Annotated in this window: 17 protein-coding genes; 5 read left to right on the plus strand and 12 right to left on the minus strand. The window is 51.5% G+C overall.

From position 1 onward, the window contains the following. Positions 1-40: 40 nt before the first annotated feature. The gene (locus HCG48_RS07585) at positions 41-202 is read right to left on the minus strand and encodes a hypothetical protein (protein WP_168568613.1); all 162 of its coding nucleotides are present in this window, start codon (positions 200-202) and stop codon (positions 41-43) included. Next, entirely contained in the window at positions 199-711 is a 513-nt protein-coding gene (locus HCG48_RS07590; RefSeq protein ID WP_168568614.1) for a GNAT family N-acetyltransferase, read from the minus strand. The genes HCG48_RS07585 and HCG48_RS07590 overlap by 4 nt, the downstream gene beginning before the upstream one ends. A gap of 139 nt (positions 712-850) precedes the next feature. Here HCG48_RS07590 and priA point away from each other — a divergent pair, with 139 nt between their 5' ends. Beyond that, on the plus strand, positions 851-3,427 hold the full coding sequence (priA, locus tag HCG48_RS07595; protein WP_168571794.1) for a primosomal protein N': 2,577 nt from the start codon (positions 851-853) through the stop codon (positions 3,425-3,427). Between the two features lie 32 nt (positions 3,428-3,459). Here priA and HCG48_RS07600 read toward each other — a convergent pair whose 3' ends face one another. The 6 genes from HCG48_RS07600 to rpiA form a co-directional block, all read right to left on the minus strand. Next, a complete protein-coding gene (locus tag HCG48_RS07600) occupies positions 3,460-4,134 on the minus strand; it encodes a Uma2 family endonuclease (RefSeq protein WP_168568615.1) in 675 nt (224 codons plus the stop codon). Between the two features lie 101 nt (positions 4,135-4,235). Then, positions 4,236-4,973 carry a Uma2 family endonuclease gene (locus HCG48_RS07605; RefSeq protein WP_168568616.1) on the minus strand — a complete coding sequence of 246 codons (738 nt, stop codon included), beginning with the start codon at positions 4,971-4,973 and terminating at the stop codon, positions 4,236-4,238. A 101-nt stretch (positions 4,974-5,074) separates the two neighbouring features. After that, positions 5,075-5,791 carry a Uma2 family endonuclease gene (locus HCG48_RS07610; protein WP_168568617.1) on the minus strand — a complete coding sequence of 239 codons (717 nt, stop codon included), beginning with the start codon at positions 5,789-5,791 and terminating at the stop codon, positions 5,075-5,077. A 62-nt stretch (positions 5,792-5,853) separates the two neighbouring features. After that, entirely contained in the window at positions 5,854-6,402 is a 549-nt protein-coding gene (locus tag HCG48_RS07615; protein WP_168568618.1) for a peroxiredoxin family protein, read from the minus strand. Positions 6,403-6,549: 147 nt separating this feature from the next. Further along, positions 6,550-7,152 (minus strand): peroxiredoxin, encoded by a 603-nt coding sequence (locus HCG48_RS07620; protein WP_168568619.1) that lies wholly within the window; start codon positions 7,150-7,152, stop codon positions 6,550-6,552. A gap of 262 nt (positions 7,153-7,414) precedes the next feature. Further along, positions 7,415-8,125 (minus strand): ribose-5-phosphate isomerase RpiA, encoded by a 711-nt coding sequence (rpiA, locus tag HCG48_RS07625; RefSeq protein ID WP_168568620.1) that lies wholly within the window; start codon positions 8,123-8,125, stop codon positions 7,415-7,417. 275 nt (positions 8,126-8,400) lie between these two features. Between rpiA and HCG48_RS07630 the strand changes: the two genes are divergently transcribed. Both HCG48_RS07630 and HCG48_RS07635 read left to right on the plus strand, forming a co-directional pair. Next, complete coding sequence (locus tag HCG48_RS07630) at positions 8,401-9,996, plus strand: tetratricopeptide repeat protein (protein WP_168568621.1); 1,596 nt, start codon at positions 8,401-8,403, stop codon at positions 9,994-9,996. 96 nt (positions 9,997-10,092) lie between these two features. Further along, positions 10,093-11,895: a glycosyltransferase 61 family protein gene (locus HCG48_RS07635; protein ID WP_168568622.1), complete on the plus strand. Its 1,803-nt coding sequence runs from the start codon at positions 10,093-10,095 to the stop codon at positions 11,893-11,895. 30 nt (positions 11,896-11,925) lie between these two features. On the opposite strand, the gene cbiE is transcribed toward HCG48_RS07635, so the two are convergent. Genes cbiE through HCG48_RS07650 form a run of 3 tightly spaced genes read right to left on the minus strand, consistent with a single transcriptional unit; the run spans position 11,926 to position 14,724 of the window. Next, the gene (gene cbiE / locus HCG48_RS07640) at positions 11,926-13,254 is read right to left on the minus strand and encodes a precorrin-6y C5,15-methyltransferase (decarboxylating) subunit CbiE (protein WP_168568623.1); all 1,329 of its coding nucleotides are present in this window, start codon (positions 13,252-13,254) and stop codon (positions 11,926-11,928) included. A gap of 24 nt (positions 13,255-13,278) precedes the next feature. Further along, positions 13,279-13,911, minus strand: a complete 633-nt coding sequence (locus HCG48_RS07645) for a cobalt-precorrin-8X methylmutase (protein ID WP_168568624.1) — start codon at positions 13,909-13,911, stop codon at positions 13,279-13,281. Positions 13,912-13,938: 27 nt separating this feature from the next. After that, the gene (locus HCG48_RS07650; RefSeq protein ID WP_246259962.1) at positions 13,939-14,724 is read right to left on the minus strand and encodes a DUF1868 domain-containing protein; all 786 of its coding nucleotides are present in this window, start codon (positions 14,722-14,724) and stop codon (positions 13,939-13,941) included. 145 nt (positions 14,725-14,869) lie between these two features. Between HCG48_RS07650 and holA the strand changes: the two genes are divergently transcribed. Further along, positions 14,870-15,877, plus strand: a complete 1,008-nt coding sequence (holA, locus tag HCG48_RS07655) for a DNA polymerase III subunit delta (RefSeq protein WP_168568625.1) — start codon at positions 14,870-14,872, stop codon at positions 15,875-15,877. An 82-nt stretch (positions 15,878-15,959) separates the two neighbouring features. Beyond that, positions 15,960-16,478, plus strand: a complete 519-nt coding sequence (locus HCG48_RS07660) for a DUF4168 domain-containing protein (protein ID WP_168568626.1) — start codon at positions 15,960-15,962, stop codon at positions 16,476-16,478. 139 nt (positions 16,479-16,617) lie between these two features. Here the strand turns inward: HCG48_RS07660 and rsmG are convergent, their stop codons facing one another. After that, positions 16,618-17,382, minus strand: coding sequence for a 16S rRNA (guanine(527)-N(7))-methyltransferase RsmG (gene rsmG / locus HCG48_RS07665; RefSeq protein WP_168568627.1), 765 nt, complete (start codon positions 17,380-17,382; stop codon positions 16,618-16,620). Positions 17,383-17,458: the final 76 nt, after the last annotated feature.

Genomic DNA, 17,458 nt, shown 5'->3' on the forward strand with positions numbered 1-17,458 from the left:
CCCGTTTTCCCTCAGTGACGGCGGCGGGACTTCCCCAAGCTCAAGGGGATAGGAGGACGGGGATCGTCGTTTTGAGAGGGACGACGGTCAAACCGAGGGGTTGACCCACGGTTAAAGTCCCGCCAACTTTTACCCTATTTTCCCTGTCCGTCGCGGGTGAGTCGAACGGCGATCGCTGTGGGGAGAAATGTCGATCGTTCACGGGTGCGATCGCGAGTTTGAGAGACTTAACTCCTGTAAAGATTGTCCGGTCACCCGACAAATTCGCCAATCGGGAAGCAGATCGGCACCGAGATGCTGGTAAAAGGCGATCGCGGGTTCGTTCCAATCCAATACGGACCATTCCAACCGACCGCAACCGCGCGCGATCGCCGTTTGTGCGAGATAGCTTATCAAAGATTTGCCGATGCCCCGACTGCGATATTCGGGCAGAACAAATAAGTCTTCTAAATAGATTCCCGGTTTGGTTAAAAACGTAGAATAATTGTAGAAAAATAGAGCAAATCCGACTAAATGGGTTCCGACTTCGGCGACGATCGCTTCCGCATAAGGGCGATCGCCGAATAAATGAGCTTTCAAGGTTTCGGGATTGCCTCGCACTTGATGGGAAAGCCGTTCGTAAGCGGCTAATGCTCGAATTAACTCAAAAATTGCATCGGCGTCGTCTTCGATGGCGGGACGGATAACAAAAGATAACTCAGTTTCGGACATAAATCTTGGGAATTTGGGGGCGATTGCACGAGAGGCTTTCTATCTTAGAGTATTCTTGCAAGATTTTAGACGGACGGTCTCCCCCGTCGCCGCCGAAAAGAAGCGGTACAATCGAAAGGCCGATCGACAGTTAACGCCGATGCCCTTTTCCCCCGAGACTTGCGATTTGTCCGTGGTTTCCCTCGCCGTCGCCGAACCCGGTGGCGCCTACGAGTGGCGCGGGGGCGATCGCCCGTCCCAGTGGGTGGACGTGCTCGTGGACCTGCCCGGGGAAGACCGCAAATTGTGGACTTATGCGGTTCCGCCGGATTTGTCCGTGCGACCGGGAGATATTTTAAGCGTTCCTTTTGGTTCCCAACAGTTGGGAGCGATCGCCGTCGCTACAGGCGATCGCCCCCCGCAAGATCTCGATCCCGAAGCGGTCAAAGCGGTGGAAGATGTGGTCGTTTCCGGCTTTTTTCCAGCGTCTTATTGGGCGTTACTCGAACGGGTCGCCGCCTATTACTACACGCCCCTGATTCAAGTGATTAAAACGGCCCTCCCGCCGGGATTGCTGGGGAAATCCCAGCGCCGCATCCGCTTGAGTGGGGACATTCCCAAAGGTGCCGAGGTGTTTTGTACTCCCGCCGCCCGCCAAATTTTGGAACTCCTAGGCGAATCGAAAACGGGGGATTATTCCTGGATTTACCTGCGCCGCCAGGTTCCCAACGCGACCCGAGGTTTGCACGAACTCAGTAAAAAAGGATGGGTGGAAAGTTATTTGGAACCGCCCAAACCGCCTCGGGCGAAGTTGCAGAAAGCGGTGACGTTTGTCGGTGTCGAACCGGGGGTGGAGTTGACCGATCGCCAGCACGAAGTTTTAGAAGTGCTGCGGCGCCGTGGCGGCGAACTGTGGCTGACGGAGTTACAGCAAATCTGTCACACCAGTTCCGGGCTCATTCAGACGTTGGAGAGTAAGGGATGCGTGGAAATTGACGAACGGGAAGTGTTGCGGACGGGCGATCGCCGTCGGCGGGAGCGCGATCGCCCCAAAGACTTGACAAATTACCAAGAATCTGCATTGACAACTTTAAACGATTTGCGAGGGTTCAATCGGGTGCTGCTGCATGGCGTCACTGGGTCGGGAAAAACGGAAGTCTATTTACAGGCGATCGCCCCGATCCTCGATCGCGGCGCGTCGGCGATCGTGCTGGTTCCCGAGATCGGACTGACGCCCCAACTGTGCGATCGCTTCCGCGCCCGTTTCGGCGATAAAGTGCTGGTGTATCACAGTGGTTTATCCGACGGCGAACGTTACGATAGCTGGCGGCAAATGCTTGCAGGTTCACCGCAAATTGTCATCGGCACGCGATCGGCGATCTTCGCGCCTTTACCCAAACTCGGGGCGATCGTCCTCGACGAAGAATATGACGACAGTTACAAGCAAGACCGTCCCTCGCCGACCTACCACGCCCGAACCGTCGCCGAGTGGCGCGCCGAACTCGCCGACTGTCCCCTGATTCTCGGTTCCGCCACCCCGTCGTTAGAAACTTGGGTGGACTACGCCCCCACGGAACCGGACCCGACCCGCGATCGCTACCGTCGCCGTCAAGCTACGGTTTCCCCCGCCCCCACTCATTACCTCTCCCTCCCGGAACGGATTCACGGGCGCGCCTTACCCCCGGTGGAAGTGGTGGATATGCGGCAAGAATTTCGCAAAGGGAATAAATCAATTTTTAGCGAATCCTTGCAAGCGGGACTCAACCAGCTTGTCGAAACCGGACAACAGGGGATTTTGTTTATTCACCGCCGGGGACATAGCAGTTTTGTGTCCTGTCGCAGTTGCGGTTACGTGATGGAATGTCCCCATTGCGACGTGTCCCTGTCTTACCACCACACTCACGAGGCGGCGGCGGAACGCTTACGCTGTCACTATTGCGGTTACAGTCAAAGTCCGCTCGATCGCTGTCCCGATTGCCATTCCCCCTATTTCAAACATTTTGGCAGTGGCACGCAACGTGTCACCCAAGCCCTCGCCAAGCAGTTTCCCGAGTTGCGGGTCATCCGCTTCGACAGCGACACGACCCGAACCAAGGACGCCCATCGGATTTTGTTAACCCGATTTGCGAATAAAGAGGCGGATTTGTTGGTGGGGACGCAAATGCTCACCAAAGGGTTGGATATCCCGCAAGTGACGTTAGTGGGGGTGGTGGCGGCGGATGGGTTGTTGAATTTGTGCGACTATCGGGCCGCAGAACGGGCATTCCAGACCCTCACTCAGGTGGTGGGTCGGGCGGGTCGCGGCGGCGATCGCGGACGGGCGGTGATTCAAACCTACAACCCGGATCATCCGGCGATCGAAGCGGTTCGCCGCCAGCAGTACGAGCAATTTATACAAGCGGAGTTGGAAACTCGCGAGGCGCTGCATTACCCACCTTACGGACGTTTGATTTTATTAAAAGTTTCGGGAATGGACGAAGCGACGGTGTGCGAGACGATCGCCGAACTCGCCCACATGCTACAACCGGAACCGGGGTGGGAAGATATCGCCCACGAGGTTTTAGGTCCGTCCCCCGCCCCGATCGCCCGGGTCTCGAATCGCTATCGCTGGCAGCTTTTGCTGAAGTTTCCGCCGTGGGTTCCGGTTCACTTACCCCGTCCCTTGGAGGAGTTGCGATCGCGCTGCCCCCATACAGTGAGGTTGGCGATCGATGTCGATCCGTTGAACTTGGGATAATTCCAATTTGTGCTAAATCTACAACATTGGATTTACAAAGTATCGGGATCGATCCCCATTTCCCGGAGGCGATCGGCGAGTAATTGCGCCCGTTCTTCCGCCTGTTGCGCCCGTTCCTGAGTTTCTTTCAGCAATCGATCCAGTTCCAACGTCGTCAAAAAGCGATCGCCGTCCGGTCGATCGATTTGTAACTCTTCCTGAGACAGATCGAAACGAATTCCCAAACGGGGACTGACCCAACCATCGATCGCGTCAATGGGACTGAGAACCCCTTCCCGACGTTGAAATCCCATAAAATCGAGGGTTTGCGGGTCGTAAGCATAATATTCCTCGACGCCGTGGCGATCGTAAAACTGGAATTTGCGGGTAATGTCCGAGGGTCGATTTCCCGGCGACCAGATCTCGAACACCACTTGTGGGGCGATGTTGTCTTCTTCCCACTGTTTGTACGACCCCCGATATCCCTTCGGTCGTCCAAAAATTACCATTGCATCGGGCGCCTGGCGGATCGTCGGCGACCCTTCCACTGGATACCAGAGTAGGTCTCCGGCGATAAATACGTCTTCGTCGTCGGCGAATAGGCGTTCTAGGTTTTCTTTAATCCAGACGATCAGTTCGAACTGTTTCGTATTTTCCGCCATCGGTTGACCGTCACTGTCCGGATAAACGATCTGTTCTTGCTTGGGCGATCGCACGTCGATGACCATCGTTGTTTCTCCCCAGCGAGTTCTATCTATTTTGACTGAATTTTGACTGAATTTTGATTAAATTTCGAGTCGATTTATTCATTGTAGCGATCGCCGCTTCCCTAGAGACGATCCGGGTCGATTCCCATGTCGCGCAATCGTTGTTCTAAGGCGCGCGATCGTTGTCGTTCCCGTTCCAGTTCGGTTTCTGCGATTTGTGCTCTTTCGTCAGATTGTTGTGCTCTTTCTTCCGCCTGTTGCGCCCGTTCCTCCGCTTGTTGACGCAATCGATCCAGTTCCAACGTCGTCAAAAAGCGATCGCCGTCCGGTCGATCGATTTGTAACTCTTCCTGAGACAGATCGAAACGAATTCCCAAACGGGGACTGACCCAACCATCGATCTCGTCAATGGGACTGAGAACCCCTTCCCGACGTTGAAATCCCATAAAATCGAGGGTTTGCGGGTCGTAAGCATAATATTCCTCGACGCCGTGGCGATCGTAAAACTGGAATTTGCGGGTAATGTCCGAGGGTCGATTTCCCGGCGACCAGATCTCGAACACCACTTGTGGGGCGATGTTGTCTTCTTCCCACTGTTTGTACGACCCCCGATATCCCTTCGGTCGTCCAAAAATTACCATTGCATCGGGCGCCTGGCGGATCGTCGGCGACCCTTCCACTGGATACCAGAGTAGGTCTCCGGCGATAAATACGTCTTCGTCGTCGGCGAATAGGCGTTCTAGGTTTTCTTTAATCCAGACGATCAGTTCAAACTGTTTCGTATTTTCCGCCATCGGTTGACCGTCACTGTCCGGATAAACGATCTCTTCTTGCTTGGGCGATCGCACGTCGATGACCATCGTTGTTTCTCCCCAGCGAGTTCTATCTATTTTGACTGAATTTTGACTGAATTTTGATTAAATTTCGAGTCGATTTATTCATTGTAGCGATCGCCGCTTCCCTAGAGACGATCCGGGTCGATTCCCATGTCGCGCAATCGTTGTTCTAAGGCGCGCGATCGTTGTCGTTCCCGTTCCAGTTCGGTTTCTGCGATTTGTGCTCTTTCGTCAGATTGTTGCGCCCGTTCCTGAGTTTCTTTCAGCAATCGATCCAGTTCCAACGTCGTCAAAAAGCGATCGCCGTCCGGTCGATCGATTTGTAACTCTTCCTGAGACAGATCGAAACGAATTCCCAAACGGGGACTGACCCAACCGTCGATCGCGTCAATGGGACTGAGAACCCCTTCCCGACGTTGAAATCCCATAAAATCGAGGGTTTGCGGGTCGTAAGCATAATATTCCTCGACGCCGTGGCGATCGTAAAACTGGAATTTGCGGGTAATGTCCGAGGGTCGATTTCCCGGCGACCAGATCTCGAACACCACTTGTGGGGCGATGTTGTCTTCTTCCCACTGTTTGTACGACCCCCGATATCCCTTCGGTCGTCCAAAAATTACCATTGCATCGGGCGCCTGGCGGATCGTCGGCGACCCTTCCACTGGATACCAGAGTAGGTCTCCGGCGATAAATACGTCTTCGTCGTCGGCGAATAGGCGTTCTAGGTTTTCTTTAATCCAGACGATCAGTTCAAACTGTTTCGTATTTTCCGCCATCGGTTGACCGTCACTGTCCGGATAAACGATCTCTTCTTGCTTGGGCGATCGCACGTCGATGACCATCGTTGTTTCTCCCCAGCGCAACTGTTTTTTTATTTTAGCGATTGAGGGCGATCGCCGCTTCCCTAACTCGGCAAACTTTTAACGACTTCCAACAGTTTCTCTACATCCGCATTGGGGTCTAAAAATGAGAATAAATGCTTGAATCTCAGCTTTCCTTCTTTATCTAAAATAAACTGCGCCGGAAGGGGTGCGCCTAACGCCTGTCCGGTCCAGTAGGCGCGGAAAATCCGGCAACTCGGATCGCTTAACAAGGGCATTTTTAAACCCAAATCGCGCACGACGATTTTACTTTGGCGATCGTCGGTACTGGTAATCATTAAAACTTCTGCCCCGGCTTCGACAAATTGTTCGTAAGCTTCGTTGAGGGCTTTAATATGGGGAAAACACAGGGGACAATATTGTTTTTCTGTAAAAATGCGGGTGAAGGCGAGAACTACAGCTTTTTCGCCCCGATAATCGGAGAGTTTAATTGCGCCTTCTCCGTTGATATTGGGCAGTTGAAAATTAGGGGTGCCGACGTCGGAATAGAGTTTATTGGTGGCGGGAATCGGAAAGAAGTTTTTAAAAAAGCGTTCGTTGAATAAGCCGCGAAAATCGGTGGAAGTCAACATTATCGATCTTCTCCTTATCTTCGTTTATATAGGATAGCCCACCCTAGTTGAGAGCGATCGCTCTAAAATGAGGAAAAATTCCGAGGGACAAAATGCCCTCGGAATTGATTTGGTATCGGTCTGAAGCTAACAGAGACAATCGGAAACTTAGACAGCCGCGAAGAATTCTTTCGACTTGACCGGATCGGGGTTCATGGTTTTTTCGCCGGGTTTCCAGCCTGCGGGGCAAACTTCGTCCGGGTGAGATTGGACGTACTGAAGGGCTTGCAGGGTTCGCAGGGTTTCATCGACGTTGCGACCGAAGGCCAAGTTATTGATGGTGGCGTGTTGGATGACGCCTTCTTTGTCGATGATGAACAGACCGCGTAAGGCGATTCCGGCTTCGGGGTCGAGAACGTTGTAGGCGGCGCTAATTTCTTTCTTGATATCGGAAACTAGAGGATAGTTCAGGTCGCCGACACCGCCTTGTTTGCGATCGGTTTGAATCCAAGCGAGGTGAGAGAATTCGCTATCGACGGAAATACCGAGGACTTCGGTGTTGAGGTTTTTAAACTCTTCGTAGCGATCGCTGAACGCGGTGATTTCGGTCGGGCAAACGAAGGTGAAGTCCAGGGGATAGAAGAAGACCACTACATATTTGCCGCGATAGTCAGACAGCTTGATGGTCTTGAATTCTTGATCGACAACGGCAGTGGCGGTGAAATCGGGGGCCGCTTGTCCGACCCGGATACATCCTTCATTAGCACTCATATGATTCTCCTGTAATAACGATTGAATGATGCGGACTTGCAGGTCAGCATCGAAAGGCCAAACCCACGATCGCCGCATTTTGTTTACGAACCTTAACAACTATATCATAATCATAACGATTTTGAGTAACGCGGAAAAGTTCTCAAAAAAAATGACGGACAGTGAATCAGGGAAAGGCGATCGGGTTCGATCCTACCATCGACCCGGACGGCGCGATCGCCCATCCAGGATCGGCGATCGCCCGTTGACGGCGGCGAGTGGATTAGATCTCGCGAACGGTCGGTTGGTTCTCTTTAATTTCGCCAATCAAGACCACATCGGTGACGCCGACAAACAACCCGTTTTCTAAAACGCCGGGAATATTATTGAGGGTTTTTTCCAATTCGGCGGGATTGTCGATGCGATCGAACTTGACATCGATGATGAAATTGCCTTGATCGCTGATCACCGGACCCGCTTTTTTGACACCCATTCTCAATTGAGGCTGACCGCCGAGTTTTTCGATCGCCTTCATCACCGGAGTCATCGCCATCGGTAAAACTTCCACGGGTAACAAAAACGTCGAACCGAGGCGATCGACCATTTTAGAACTATCGACCACGACGATAAACTCCTCGGCGAGAGAATCGACAATTTTTTCGCGGGTATGGGCGGCGCCACCCCCTTTAATCAAGTTCTTGTTCGGGTCCACTTCATCGGCGCCGTCGATCGCCACGTCGATGCGATCGACCTCATCGAGAGTCGTCAGAGGGATCCCGTATTCCTTCGCCAACACCGTTGCTTGAAACGACGTGGGAATCCCTTGAATATCCTTGAGATCGCCGGACTTGAGACGTTCTCCGATATATTGAATCGCATAAGCAGTGGTCGAACCCGTTCCCAGACCGACGATCGAACCGGACTTAACGCGGTCGGCGGCGGCTTTCCCCACCTGCTCTTTCATTACTTTAACCGGATCTGCGCTAGCACTCATACTTTTTCTCCTAATTGGACGTCGTGATGTAAAAATTGCCATGACAATCAACACCAGTGTTTACTTTACCGCGTTCTTGAAAACGAAAGAACAACTCGTATAACTTGGTCTAAGTTTGCCGGGGCGATCGCCCAATTTCGCTAAAATAATGTAGTTTGAATGTTACTTTTGCAGCGATCGCGCCTTGGGAGATCCCCCTAAATCACCCTGAAAAAGGGAAATTCAGGATTGTCAAAATTGGCAATTGTAAATTTATCTTCTTTTCAAAAACATCGATGAAAATTGCTTTTTTAGACCTTTCCACTTGGGACTATAAAATTGAAAGCGCCTATCAAATTCCTTTAGGCGGTTCTCAATCCGCCTTATGTTACCTCGCCGAAAACTTGGCAGAACAAGGACATGAAATCTTCTTACTCAACGGAACCAAAACCGCCGGACGATCGCGGGGGGTTTCCTGTTTACCGTTAGACGACAATGACGACATTCGCCAACTATTTCGATCGCTGGATGCGGCGATCGTTCTCAATCAAGCAGGATGGGGAAAAAAGCTCAAACCCTTATTAGGGTATGCTACAAAACTATTCCTTTGGACGCAGCAAGTTCCCAGCTTAAAAGCGATGCAAGCATTAGGCGATCGCGCCGAACTCGACGCCTACGATCGCCTCATTTTTGTCAGCAATTGGCAGCGCGATCGCTTCTTAGACTCCTTCGCGATCGATCGCGAAAAAACCGTAGTTTTACGGAACGCGATCGCCCCGGCATTTGCGAACTTATTCCCAGAACAAACCGATATCTTAGCAGCAAAAACAAATCCGCCAATTCTAGCTTATACCAGTACACCTTTTCGCGGATTAGATTTATTACTATCCATCTTTCCAAAAATTCGCGAAGCCATTCCCGGAACCAGACTGCAAGTTTTTTCCAGTAAAAAAGTCTATCAAATGGCGACCGAATTAGACGAGTCCGTTTATGGAATCCTCTATCAAAAATGTCGCCAGATGGAAGGAGTGGAATATATCGGTTCGATTCCCCAACCGCAACTCGCCGAAAAACTGCGATCGATCGCCATGTTAGCCTACGCCAACACCTTCGAGGAAACCTCTTGCATTGCAGTTGTGGAAGCGATGGCGAGTGGTTGCTTCGTCGTCACTAGCGAGTTGGCGGCGTTACCGGAAACCACGGCGGGATTCGGTCATTTAGTCTCCGTTGAAGGTGTCGAAGGCTTTTCCTCCGTCCGGGATTGGCAGTTTTCCCAACGCCCGGATTGGCAGAATTACGCCGATCGCTTCCTCGAAAAAACCGTGCAGGTTTTACGCAATTGGCAGTCGGAAGAATCGGCAAGTTTGTTAAAAAAACAAGTTGAATATATTCAAAAACAATGTACTTGGACGGTGCGATCGCGCGAGTGGGTTCGCTATTTAGAAAAAATTTGCGGTATAAACGAGCGCAAAAATCCAGAAGTCGTCCGGGCGATCGATCGCGAAGTCCGGGGGCAATTACAGCAGGGAAATAGTGGGGAAGCGATCGCCCGATGTCAACGGGCGATCGCGCAATATCCACAGTCGGCGATCCTCTATAAAAGCTTAGGAAATGCATTGCAAACTCAGGGAAAAATTGATGCCGCCATCCGCGCCTATGCGAAGGCGATCGAACTCGATCCAAATTTTGCAGAAGCCCGGGCAAATTTAGGCAGCATGTATTATCAAAAAAGGCAATTAACAATGGCAATTAAGTTTTACAAACAGGCGATCGAACTCGAACCCAATTTAACGGGGGTGTATTGGAATTTAAGTAAAGTTTTAGAAGAAAACGGACAGTTAGAAGAAGCTAAGATTTACCGCGATCGCGCCGTAGAGCGATCGGTAGAATAAGATAGATGGATAGTCAGAATGCAGAATAGCTGTATTTCTATGAGTTGAAAATAAGGAAAGGCTCTAAAATTCTAATGTAAAATTCTAAAATTGGCGATGAATCAGGATGTACCTGCTTTAAACAAACGGGCAAAAAAACTATTGAAATCGGGAAGATCTCAAGAGGCGATCGCCTTATGTCAGCAATCGTTAAAACTCGATCCCCATTGTCGGGAAACTTACGAGATTTTAGGGGATGGTTTCTCCAAGCTTGGTAAAAGTAGATCGGCAAAGAGGGTTTATAAAACATTAGAAAATCTCGATCGCCCATCCGCAGAAATTGAGTTTAAAAGAGGAAACGATTGTGTTCAATTAAAACAGTGGGACGAGGCGATCGCCCACTATCGACGGGCGATCGAGATCGCCCCATCTTCGCCCCAAATTTACGAAAAACTAGCGATCGCCCTTTCCCACAGACACCGCTTTTCCGAGGCGATCGCTTGTATCGAAACACAAATTAACTTGCAACCTTATTCGGCAACCGCTTATCAGAATTTAGGAATATTATTAGAGCTTGAAAATAACTTAGAAGCGGCGATCGTCGCTTATCTAAATTCGTACCAAATCGACCCAAAAGATTCGAGTATTTTTATTAAATTAGTGAATAGTTTTGCCCTTAACGGACAACTAGAACGAGCAATTAGCTTTGCAGAAATAGGATTAAAAAAACATCCTGGATTGACGCAAAAATACTTCAAGTTGGATAACATAAGTTACGATCGCCATCGTCTCGCGATCGGTAATAATTTAATCGAAAAAATAGTTTATTCCAGTCGGGAATGGGCGCGGGGCGATCGCGTAGCGTCTCCCCAGGAGAATCGCGCGATCGCCTGTCGAGAAGTTTACCCGAGTTCGGCGATATCTCTCCCTTCTCAAACCCTTTCGGGAACCTCACCGCCGGGATTTATCGTTAGCGTTCGCGAGGGTCAAGTTTGGGGAGATAGCGCCAATACGATCGTAGTTGCTGGGGGCGATCGCCTGTTAGCGGATGTCTGTACGGGTGGGGGAAAAGTTGCCTGGATTTTCGGCTTAAAAATGGCTTATTCCGTTTGTAAATTGCCGGGAATGACGGCTTGTTTGTCCGTCCAAGCGGGGCGGGATTATTATCATTGGATGGTCGATGTTTTACCTCGGATCGAATTACTGGAGTTAGGGGGATTTGAGTTAGACAAAATCGATCGTTTTCTGGTTAATCCGGTACAATATAAATATCAACAAGAAACGTTATCAATTTTAGGGATTCCGCGTCAAAAATGGCACGAGATCGAGGGCGATCGCTTCATCCAAGCGGAAACCTTAATCGTTCCTTCGGTTCCGACGACGGCGCCGAAATGGATGGGCGAGTTTATTGACGGTCCGCCGAGGTGGGTCTGCGAGTTTCTGCGCGATCGCTTTTTACCAAAAGAGGAGGGTGCGATCGCAGTTTCTCCAACGCCGAACAAGATTTATATTAATCGCCAACAGGCGAAACATCGCCGGGTAGTGAACGAATTGGAAGCGATCGAATTTTTAAAGAACTATGGTTTTGTCAGCGTATCGTTGGAGAGGTTATCGTTTCGCGAACAAGTCCGTTTATTGAGTGGAGCTCAAGTCGTTGTCGCCCCTCACGGCGCGGGGTTGACGAATGCGGTATTTTGTCAGCCGGGAACGGTAGTTATCGAGTTATTTTCCCATCGTTATCGGTCGAGTTGTTATCAGGTGATGAGTCATCATTTGGGGTTGGAGTATCGCGCGGTTGTCGGGAAGGATTATCGAAGTTTGGCGGTGTCGGATTTTTTAGAACGCAATCCGAATTTGTTGCCCTATAGTATTTACGAGGATATTTATATCGATCTCGAACAGTTAGCCGAATATTTGTAGGGGAACAAGCGATCGCCCCCAATCTACAATCTATTTAGGTTTTGTAATTGTCACAATTGTCACCGGATTGAGGGGGGCGAAGCGGGTCAGGTGGGCGACGGGGACGGAACGGGAAACCTGAACTTGTAAGGCGCGGTGGGGCCAGTTCCAGTCTCGAATCCAGTTAAACGCGGTAGTGAGATGTTCGACGGTGGCGATCGCGAGGACGATTTTACCGCCTTTGGCGAGTTGTCCGGCGCAGACGCCGAGGATTTGGCGCAGGCGTCCCCCAGTTCCGCCGATGAAGATGCGATCGGGGACGGGGAGGCGATCGAGAATATCGGGGGCGTTTCCGTGGATGGAAATCACGTTGCGGACTTGGAGACGCTGGCAATTTTGCTCGATTAAGTTAATTCCGGCGGCGGTTTTTTCGATCGCGTACACTTGTGAGGACGAGAAGAGACGGGCGACTTCGATCGCGACGGTTCCGGTTCCGGCGCCGACATCCCAGACGGTTTGATCCGGTTTTAACCCGAGTTCGCCGAGGACGATCAGGCGGATTTCGCGCTTCGTCATCAGTCCGGGGCGATCGCGGAACGTGAGAAAAGTGCGATCGCTCAACCCCAAACGGGGCAAATCGTCGATTTCCAACTCGTCGGCGACCTCGCCGCGACGGCGGACCAACACGACGACATTGAGACTGGCGAAGCTTTCCGCGTCCAAGGCGGCGATCGCCTCTTCCCCATTCACCGCAAACGACCGCACTCGTTCGTCGGAACCGCCGAGATTTTCGCAGACCCAAAACTCGTACTGACTGGGTAAATCCAGACCCAGCAACACCCGGGCGATCGCCGACGGCGAGTTTTCGCGATCGGTCAAGACGGCAATTTTCTGTTCTCCCCGTTGCAGCGCCTCCAAACATTCATCGAGCGATCGCCCGTGGGCGCTGACGATACAAGCATCTTGCCACGGCACTTTCACCCGATTGAACGCCAACTGCACGCAACTCAAATGCGGGTAAAAATGCAAGGATTCCGGGGGAAATTCGGTCAATAACAGGCGTCCGAGACCGAAAAACAACGGATCGCCACTGACGAGAACCACCACCCGTTCCGGGTCGATCGCCGGACTCGCCGTTTCCGACTCCCCGGCGGCGATCGCGGGGTTCTCCCGTGCGGACGCAGCGCGATCGAGCTTGCGCCGTAACGATTTCAACGTCAGGCGCAAATCTCCCAACACCAAGCGCCGAGCCCGATGTTCGGGAAAATAACCCAAGTGGCGATCGCTACCGACCAGCAACGTCGCCGCTTCCACAATCTCGCGGACGGGCGCACTCAACCCCTGCGCGCCGTCCAAACCGATACCGACCACGTGAATCATTGCCCGGGAGAATACCTTACGGCTTCATGCGTCATCGTCTGTTTGCCCGTTGTTCTGCCATGCCAGAACTATTAAAGCATTAAGGATGGCCGCCGCTACAGGGGAACCGCCTTTGCGCCCGTCAATGCGAATCTGGGGGACGTCGGTCTCGGCGAGTACCTGCTTCGACTCCACCACGGAGACGAACCCGACGGGGGCGCCGACGATCAGGGCCGGACGGCGATCGCTGCGTTGAATGGCATCGCACAGGGCCAGCAAAGCCGTCGGCGCGTTCCCGATGACAAAAATCCCCTCGGGATGTTCGGCGAAACACTCCAAGATCCCGGCTTCCGTGCGCGTTTTCCCCGGTGGGGCTTGTTGACAACGGTCTACGGCGGCGAGGAGGGGATTGTTGAAGGTTTTGCCGAGTAACCCGGCGACCCCCTGTTTGACCATGGTCACGTCGGCGATCGCGGGAGTCCCACGGCGCAAGGCATCGATCCCGGAGGCGATCGCCCCCGGACTGAAGCGGATCGCCTCTTTGAACTCGAAATCTGCCGTCGCGTGAATAGCCCGCCGCACGATCGCGTATTCGCGATCGTCGAAGGAATGCGGACCGATTTCGCGATCGATCGTCGCAAAACTTTCGAGCAAAATTGGATGGAACAGTGATGTCACCCCGATGATTCCTCCCCTGGCGGTATTTTATACAAAATCTAACGTCGGCCAATCCGGTTCGCGGGTATAGGCAGTCATATCTGCAAACTGGCGTAACTCCGCCCGGGTGATGACCAACTCGCGATCGCACTCCAGCCAACGGTTATTAAACTCCGAAAGCATGACGGCGAGGCGATGGCGGTCTAAATCTTTGGGAATTTCGCCGAAATAGCCCAAAGTGACGTGAGCCGTTAAATGGTATTGCTGCTCGACCCCCAAACCCATTAAATTTTTATTCTGATAAATTGCCCGTCGCAATTGCACCACGCGATCGTAAGATTGCTCGTCTTTCGGTACCAGACAGACCCCGATCGCCCGCGTCATCACGATCGCCCCGAGAACTTCCCAGCGAATCGGTTCGGGACTTTTGAGAGTGTCGCACTGCGCGAAACTTTCTGCGATCGCCGAGCGCAATTTCGCCTCGTAATCGGCAGATTTCGCCGCCGCATCGCGAAACGCATCGTTCCAAATTAAATCCGCCAGAGTCACGTGGAAACTCGGCGGTGGAACCGCCACCGCCAATCCCTCGCCCATTTGGGTTAACAGTTCTTGCTGATACTGTTGTAAATCTTGATAAAACGCCTCGTTTTGGCGATCGTCCGCCCACGGCGGCGCCACGATCGTATATCCCGGAAACGGAACCGCTTGTCGCGTCCCGTCCTCACTCGGCTTGTATTTCGGCGAGGTTTGAATGTGCTGGAGAACGCCGAGATAACTTTCGAGTAAAGTCATCCGCGCGACTCGATTTAAGTACAGTTGTAAGGTATCGTCCAATCTGATCGGCCTCGTGAAGTAAGCGAACATCAAGTTAGAGGGTCGGGAAAAAGCCACAGTCACAAACAAAACCCTTGAAGGCTGTACCCCCGGGCTTCTATCTTGGTCTATGCGGTTTCCTCGTCCCCTCGTAACGGTTTCCTTTATGCCAATTTACCTCTATTGGGGTTCCGATGAGTTTGCAATCTCGAAAGCCGTGGCGGATTTGCGCGAGAAAATACTCGATCCGGACTGGGTGAGTTTTAATTTCGACAAAATCCCCCCAGACGAACCCGACGGCCCCATCCGCGCCCTCAATCAAGCCATGACCCCGCCATTTGGAAGCGGCGGTCGCCTGGTGTGGTTGGTCGAAACGACGATCGCCCAACAGTGTAGCGCCGATTTACTCGCCGAAATGGAACGAACCCTCGGCGAGATTCCCGAATCGAACCTGTTGTTATTGACCAGCAGCAACAAACCGGACGGACGGCTAAAATCGACTAAATTATTGCAACAACGGGCGACGATTAAAGAATTTTCTCAAATTCCCCCGTGGCAACAAGATAAATTAATCGGTAAAGTGCGACAAGTCGCCGACGAATTGGGTGTAAACTTAAGCCAGGGCGCACTGGAAGCGTTGGCCGACGCGGTAGGAAATGACACGCGATCGCTGTACAACGAATTGGAAAAGTTAAAGCTGTACGCCGACAGTCTCGGCAACGGCGAGATCGACGAACGGGCGATCGACAGCTTAGTTACGTGCAGCACCCAAAGCAGTTTTCAACTCGCCACTGCGATCCGTCAAGGAGACATTTCCACGGCGTTAGAATTGGTTACGGAGTTGATTCACCGTAACGAACCCGCTTTGCGAATTGTAGCGACCTTAACTTCGGTTTTTAGAACGTGGTTGTGGGTGAAATTAATGGGGGAAATTGGCGAACGTGACGAACGCGCGATCGCCAAAGCCGCCGAGATTGGCAACCCCAAACGGATTTACTTTTTGAGAAAAGAGGTCAGTGCTTTATCCTTAGAGCAACTGCGCCAAACTTTACCCGTTTTACTCGAACTCGAAGTTAGTCTCAAACGGGGGGCGGACGAGTTGGCGACCTTGCAAACTAAAGTCATCGAACTCGCTCGACTCTGTCGCCCTACCCGGCAAAATTCCTTTCGATAACCTCGTGTGCCATCATGGGTTCTCATGCGCTACCATGCACCTTTACCCCTACATTTGTACGCAAAAATAAAAGGATATTCTGATGATTTTTTCTAATCGCTTGCCATCAGGTCTCAATCATTTTTTATCGCGATCGCTCGCCTTAGCCGTCGCCTCTAGCGTCGTCATTTTCGGGGGAGTTGCCGCTCATTTAGGGGTCGATAACGTCGCTTACGCTCAAGCCAATTCCGATCGCACTCCCACCGCCGCACCGACCCCCAACAATCCCCCAGTGGCGAATCCCAATAATAATACAGAAATCCTCAATTACGCTCGCAGTTTAATCGCGATCGAAAATATTCGCCAACAAGCCTACAACGATATTAAAAATATCGTCGGCGAAGGTCAACCCGTCCCCGGCGTCGTTTGTTCTGAAGCGAGTAGTTTGGACGGACTCAACCGAGAACTGCGCGAAATTGCCGTCAATTACTGCAACCAATCCAAAGAAATTGTCGAAAGCTTCGATCTGACGATCGAACGATTCAACGAACTGACCTTACAACTCCAAGAAAATTCTCAATTCAAAAATCAAGTTAACGCCGCTTTAATTGAGTTGCAATAGCCTCAAACTGCCGACTGGCAAAATATTCTGATAGCAATCCTCAATCCGTTGAATCCGAGCTCGACCTTGTCAACTAGCCAAATCTCTGTAAGGACACGGCAATGCCGTGTCCTACTTCTATTTTAACAGTATTTCTGTTCTAAAGCGGTTTTTGTTTCGGAAGACCCACCGCGCGAGGAAACTGAGCCGGAGTTGGCTTAATTTTACTCAAATACAAACAATTTCTGACCCCACGAGTTAACGGCGTTGTAAACGCTTCTACCGTCGAAATCACTCCACCTAATTGAGCCGCAGTTGTCGAAAGTTTCTCCGTTTCTTCCTCCGTCCAATGACCGCGATATAAAATAGCCATCCCGCCAATTTTAAGCAACGGTAGAGCATATTCCAAACAGACCGAAGCCGGACCGACCGCCCGCGCCAACGCCAGATCGTAGCTTTCGCGATCGCAACTTTGCCGTCCGACTTTCTCCGCCCGCGCCGTCATTGTTTTAATATTTTCCATCCCCAATTCTTCAGCCAATTGCTGTAAAAAATTGACTTTTTTGCGCGTAGAATCGAGCAACATCACCTCAATATCCGGGCGGGCGATCGCCAGAGGAAAACCGGGAAACCCCGCCCCCGTTCCGATATCAATCGCGCGGTACTTTTCCGCATCCCCTTCCGGAAAAACTTCCCCGCGCAAAACGCAACTGACCCCCCGTAGAGAATCCCACAAATGCTTTTCCCAAAACTCCTCAGCTTCGACAATTCGGGTTAAATTAAATTGAGTATTGGCATCGACGATGCGATCGTACAAGCTTTGAAATTCTAATAAATGTCCCGCATCGGGTTGCCAACCGAGGGTTTCGTGCCAAATGTCGGGGAGATCGGGCAATCGGGAATGTTGAAGCGAATCTTGGCTCATGACTTTAGAGGGGAGAATCAAAAATGAGGTAATTTAGAGAAAATCGCAATCACTGCAATCATTGCACGTAGAAAAA

Source organism: Oxynema aestuarii AP17, assembly GCF_012295525.1.
GTDB lineage: Bacteria > Cyanobacteriota > Cyanobacteriia > Cyanobacteriales > Laspinemataceae > Oxynema > Oxynema aestuarii.

Coding starts and splice junctions, on each gene's coding strand:
- HCG48_RS07590 (WP_168568614.1), bottom strand. CDS start 711: ATGTCCGAAACTGAGTTATCTTTTGTTATCCGTCCCGCCATCGAAGAC.
- priA (WP_168571794.1), top strand. CDS start 851: ATGCCCTTTTCCCCCGAGACTTGCGATTTGTCCGTGGTTTCCCTCGCC.
- HCG48_RS07600 (WP_168568615.1), bottom strand. CDS start 4,134: ATGGTCATCGACGTGCGATCGCCCAAGCAAGAACAGATCGTTTATCCG.
- HCG48_RS07605 (WP_168568616.1), bottom strand. CDS start 4,973: ATGGTCATCGACGTGCGATCGCCCAAGCAAGAAGAGATCGTTTATCCG.
- HCG48_RS07610 (WP_168568617.1), bottom strand. CDS start 5,791: ATGGTCATCGACGTGCGATCGCCCAAGCAAGAAGAGATCGTTTATCCG.
- HCG48_RS07615 (WP_168568618.1), bottom strand. CDS start 6,402: ATGTTGACTTCCACCGATTTTCGCGGCTTATTCAACGAACGCTTTTTT.
- HCG48_RS07620 (WP_168568619.1), bottom strand. CDS start 7,152: ATGAGTGCTAATGAAGGATGTATCCGGGTCGGACAAGCGGCCCCCGAT.
- rpiA (WP_168568620.1), bottom strand. CDS start 8,125: ATGAGTGCTAGCGCAGATCCGGTTAAAGTAATGAAAGAGCAGGTGGGG.
- HCG48_RS07630 (WP_168568621.1), top strand. CDS start 8,401: ATGAAAATTGCTTTTTTAGACCTTTCCACTTGGGACTATAAAATTGAA.
- HCG48_RS07635 (WP_168568622.1), top strand. CDS start 10,093: ATGAATCAGGATGTACCTGCTTTAAACAAACGGGCAAAAAAACTATTG.
- cbiE (WP_168568623.1), bottom strand. CDS start 13,254: ATGATTCACGTGGTCGGTATCGGTTTGGACGGCGCGCAGGGGTTGAGT.
- holA (WP_168568625.1), top strand. CDS start 14,870: ATGCCAATTTACCTCTATTGGGGTTCCGATGAGTTTGCAATCTCGAAA.
- HCG48_RS07660 (WP_168568626.1), top strand. CDS start 15,960: ATGATTTTTTCTAATCGCTTGCCATCAGGTCTCAATCATTTTTTATCG.
- rsmG (WP_168568627.1), bottom strand. CDS start 17,382: ATGAGCCAAGATTCGCTTCAACATTCCCGATTGCCCGATCTCCCCGAC.